The organism is Belliella pelovolcani (genome assembly GCF_900156785.1).
GTDB lineage: Bacteria > Bacteroidota > Bacteroidia > Cytophagales > Cyclobacteriaceae > Belliella > Belliella pelovolcani.
Genome location: NZ_FTOP01000034.1, coordinates 1 through 3,371, shown reverse-complemented (window position 1 = coordinate 3,371; position 3,371 = coordinate 1). Strand labels below are relative to the sequence as shown.

The window sequence follows — 3,371 nt, the reverse complement described above, 5'->3', positions numbered from 1 at the left end:
TAAAGAGTTCATTGACATGTTGAGCAGAGAATTGAGCGGAAGGCGTAAGCCTGAAGCGAAGATACGACTGATATCTGGCGCAAAAGGCAGATATTGGTAAGAGTAAGTGAATAAGGGCGTACGGGGGATGCCTAGGCTCTCAGAGGCGAAGAAGGACGTGACAAGCTGCGAAAAGCTACGGGGATCCGCAAGAGGAATTGATCCGTAGATATCCGAATGGGGCAACCCATCCCGTTTATACGGGATATTCTGTAAAGAAGGCAAACCCGGGGAACTGAAACATCTAAGTACCCGGAGGAAGAGAAAACAATAGTGATTCCGTGAGTAGTGGCGAGCGAAATCGGAATAGCCCAAACCGGATCTGTTACGGCAGATTCGGGGTTATAGGACCTGCGTAATTGGTATGAATGTGACGGGAACTGTCTGGGAAGGCAGATCGAAGAGGGTGAGAATCCCGTACTGGAAGCATGAATATTGAGGCGGGTATCCTGAGTAGGTCGGGACAGGAGAAATCCCGATTGAATTATCCGGCACCATCCGGAAAGGCTAAATACTCCTGAGAGACCGATAGTGAACAAGTACCGTGAGGGAAAGGTGAAAAGTACCGTGAATAACGGGGTGAAATAGAACCTGAAACCGTGCGCTTACAAGCGGTCGGAGCCAAGTAATTTGGTGACGGCGTGCCTTTTGCATAATGAGCCTACGAGTTACTCGTCACTGGCGAGGTTAAGGATTTAAGATCCGCAGCCGGAGCGAAAGCGAGTCTGAACAGGGCGCTTAGTCAGTGGCGGTAGACGCGAAACTTTGTGATCTACCCATGGACAGGTTGAAGTACTGGTAACACAGTATGGAGGACCGAACCGATAAACGTTGAAAAGTTTCCGGATGATCTGTGGGTAGGGGTGAAAGGCCAATCAAACTGAGAAATAGCTCGTACTCCCCGAAATGTTTTTAGGAACAGCGTCGTGGAATGTATGTCGGAGGTAGAGCTACCGATAGGACTAGGGGGAGTCATATCCTACCAAATCCTGACGAACTCCGAATGCCGGCATACAGTAACGGCAGTGAGGGCAGGGGTGCTAAGGTCCCTGTCCGAGAGGGAAAGAACCCAGACCTACCGCTAAGGTCCCAAAATTTACACTAAGTTGAACAAAGGTGGTCCAGCTGCAGAGACAGCCAGGAGGTTAGCTTGGAAGCAGCTATTCCTTTAAAGAGTGCGTAACAGCTCACTGGTCGAGCGGCAGGGCGTCGATAATAATCGGGCATCAAGTGTAATACCGAAGCGTAGGATTTAGATGAAATTCTAAGTGGTAGGGGAGCATTCCAAACAGCGGAGAATGTGTATGGTGATGTACACTGGAGCGTTTGGAAAAGCAAATGTAGGCATAAGTAACGATAATGCGGGCGAGAAACCCGCACACCGATAGACCAAGGTTTCCTGATCAACGCTAATCGGATCAGGGTCAGTCGGGACCTAAGGCGCAGCCGAGAGGCGTAGTCGATGGCAAATGGGTTAATATTCCCATACTTGATATACAGGTGATGGAGTGACGGAGTGATGAAAGACACGCCCGGTGACGGAATACCGGGTTAAAGCATGTAGGTATTGGATTCATAGTTAAATGCGTGGATCTAGCCGAAGGTGATAGTACCGAGCGTCTACGGACAATCGGATAGTTGTCCTAAGGGCTTCCAAGAAAAACTTCTAGCGTTAAGCGTATATCGACCCGTACCGCAAACCGACACAGGTGGTCAAGGAGAGAATCCTGAGGTGCTCGAGTGAATCATGGCTAAGGAACTCGGCAAAATGGCCCTGTAACTTCGGGAGAAGGGGCGCCTATCCCGCTTATGCGGGAAGGCCGCAGTGAAAAGGCCCAGGCGACTGTTTAGCAAAAACACATGGCTTTGCGAAGTGGCAACACGAAGTATAAGGCCTGACACCTGCCCGGTGCCGGAAGGTTAAGAGGGGATGTTATCGTAAGAGAAGCATTGAATTGAAGCCCCGGTAAACGGCGGCCGTAACTATAACGGTCCTAAGGTAGCGAAATTCCTTGTCGGGTAAGTTCCGACCTGCACGAATGGTGTAACGATCTGGGCGCTGTCTCAGCCATGAGCTCGGTGAAATTGTAGTCGCGGTGAAGATGCCGCGTACCCGCAACGGGACGGAAAGACCCCATGAACCTTTACTGCAGCTTAGTATTGGTATTGGGTAAACGATGTGTAGGATAGGTGGGAGACTATGAATTGGCGTCGCTAGGCGTTGAGGAGTCGCCGTTGAAATACCACCCTTTGTTTGCTTGGTATCTAATCCCGCTATGCGGGAGACATTGCTTGGTGGGTAGTTTGACTGGGGTGGTCGCCTCCAAAAGGATAACGGAGGCTTCCAAAGGTTCCCTCAGTACGCTTGGTAACCGTACGTGGAGTGCAATAGCATAAGGGAGCTTGACTGTAAGGCCGACAAGCCGAGCAGGGTGGAAACACGGGTATAGTGATCCGGCGGTACCGTATGGAAGGGCCGTCGCTCAAAGGATAAAAGGTACTCTGGGGATAACAGGCTGATCTCCCCCAAGAGCTCATATCGACGGGGAGGTTTGGCACCTCGATGTCGGCTCGTCACATCCTGGGGCTGGAGAAGGTCCCAAGGGTTGGGCTGTTCGCCCATTAAAGTGGCACGCGAGCTGGGTTCAGAACGTCGTGAGACAGTTCGGTCCCTATCTGTTGCGGGCGTGGGAAGTTTGAGGAGACCTGACCTTAGTACGAGAGGACCGGGTTGGACTGACCGCTGGTGTACCGGTTGTGATGCCAATTGCATTGCCGGGTAGCTACGTCGGGAAGAGATAAGCGCTGAAAGCATCTAAGTGCGAAACTCCCTCCAAGATGAGACTTCCAAACAGGGCCGTCAGAGACGATGACGTTGATAGGCAGCAGGTGTAAAGTCAGAGATGACATAGCTGAGCTGTACTAATTGCCCGAAAACTTACTCAGTATCTCCCCGTTCAATTTTCTGCAAGACATATCAAAATTAAGACGTTAGAAGTAAGACATAAGACATAAGACTTTGTACTTACATCATTGTAGCGGATTAAAAGAACTTAAGATATTAAAGATATTGTCCAAGTGTCAGCCAAGATTTTAGATCTTGTGTCTCACATCTTGAGTCTTATATCTTAAAAAATAGGCGGCCTAGCGCAGGGGTCCCACCTCTTCCCATCCCGAACAGAGAAGTTAAGCCCTGCAGCGCCGATGGTACTGGGGTTACACCCGGGAGAGTAGGTCGCCGCCACATTATTAAAAAGCCTTTCAGGAAACTGAGAGGCTTTTGTGTTTTATAGCCCCTTGCTCTCGCTAAGCTAGCAAAGGAGTAAAGAGCG

Annotated in this window: 2 rRNA genes; both read left to right on the top strand. The window is 50.2% G+C overall.

From position 1 onward, the window contains the following. Nucleotides 1–100 precede the first annotated feature (100 nt). Nucleotides 101–2,985: ribosomal RNA gene (locus BW935_RS17890) — 23S ribosomal RNA — on the top strand. Nucleotides 2,986–3,174: 189 nt separating this feature from the next. Further along, nucleotides 3,175–3,286: ribosomal RNA gene (gene rrf, locus BW935_RS17885) — 5S ribosomal RNA — on the top strand. The last annotated feature ends 85 nt before the right edge of the window (nt 3,287–3,371 follow it).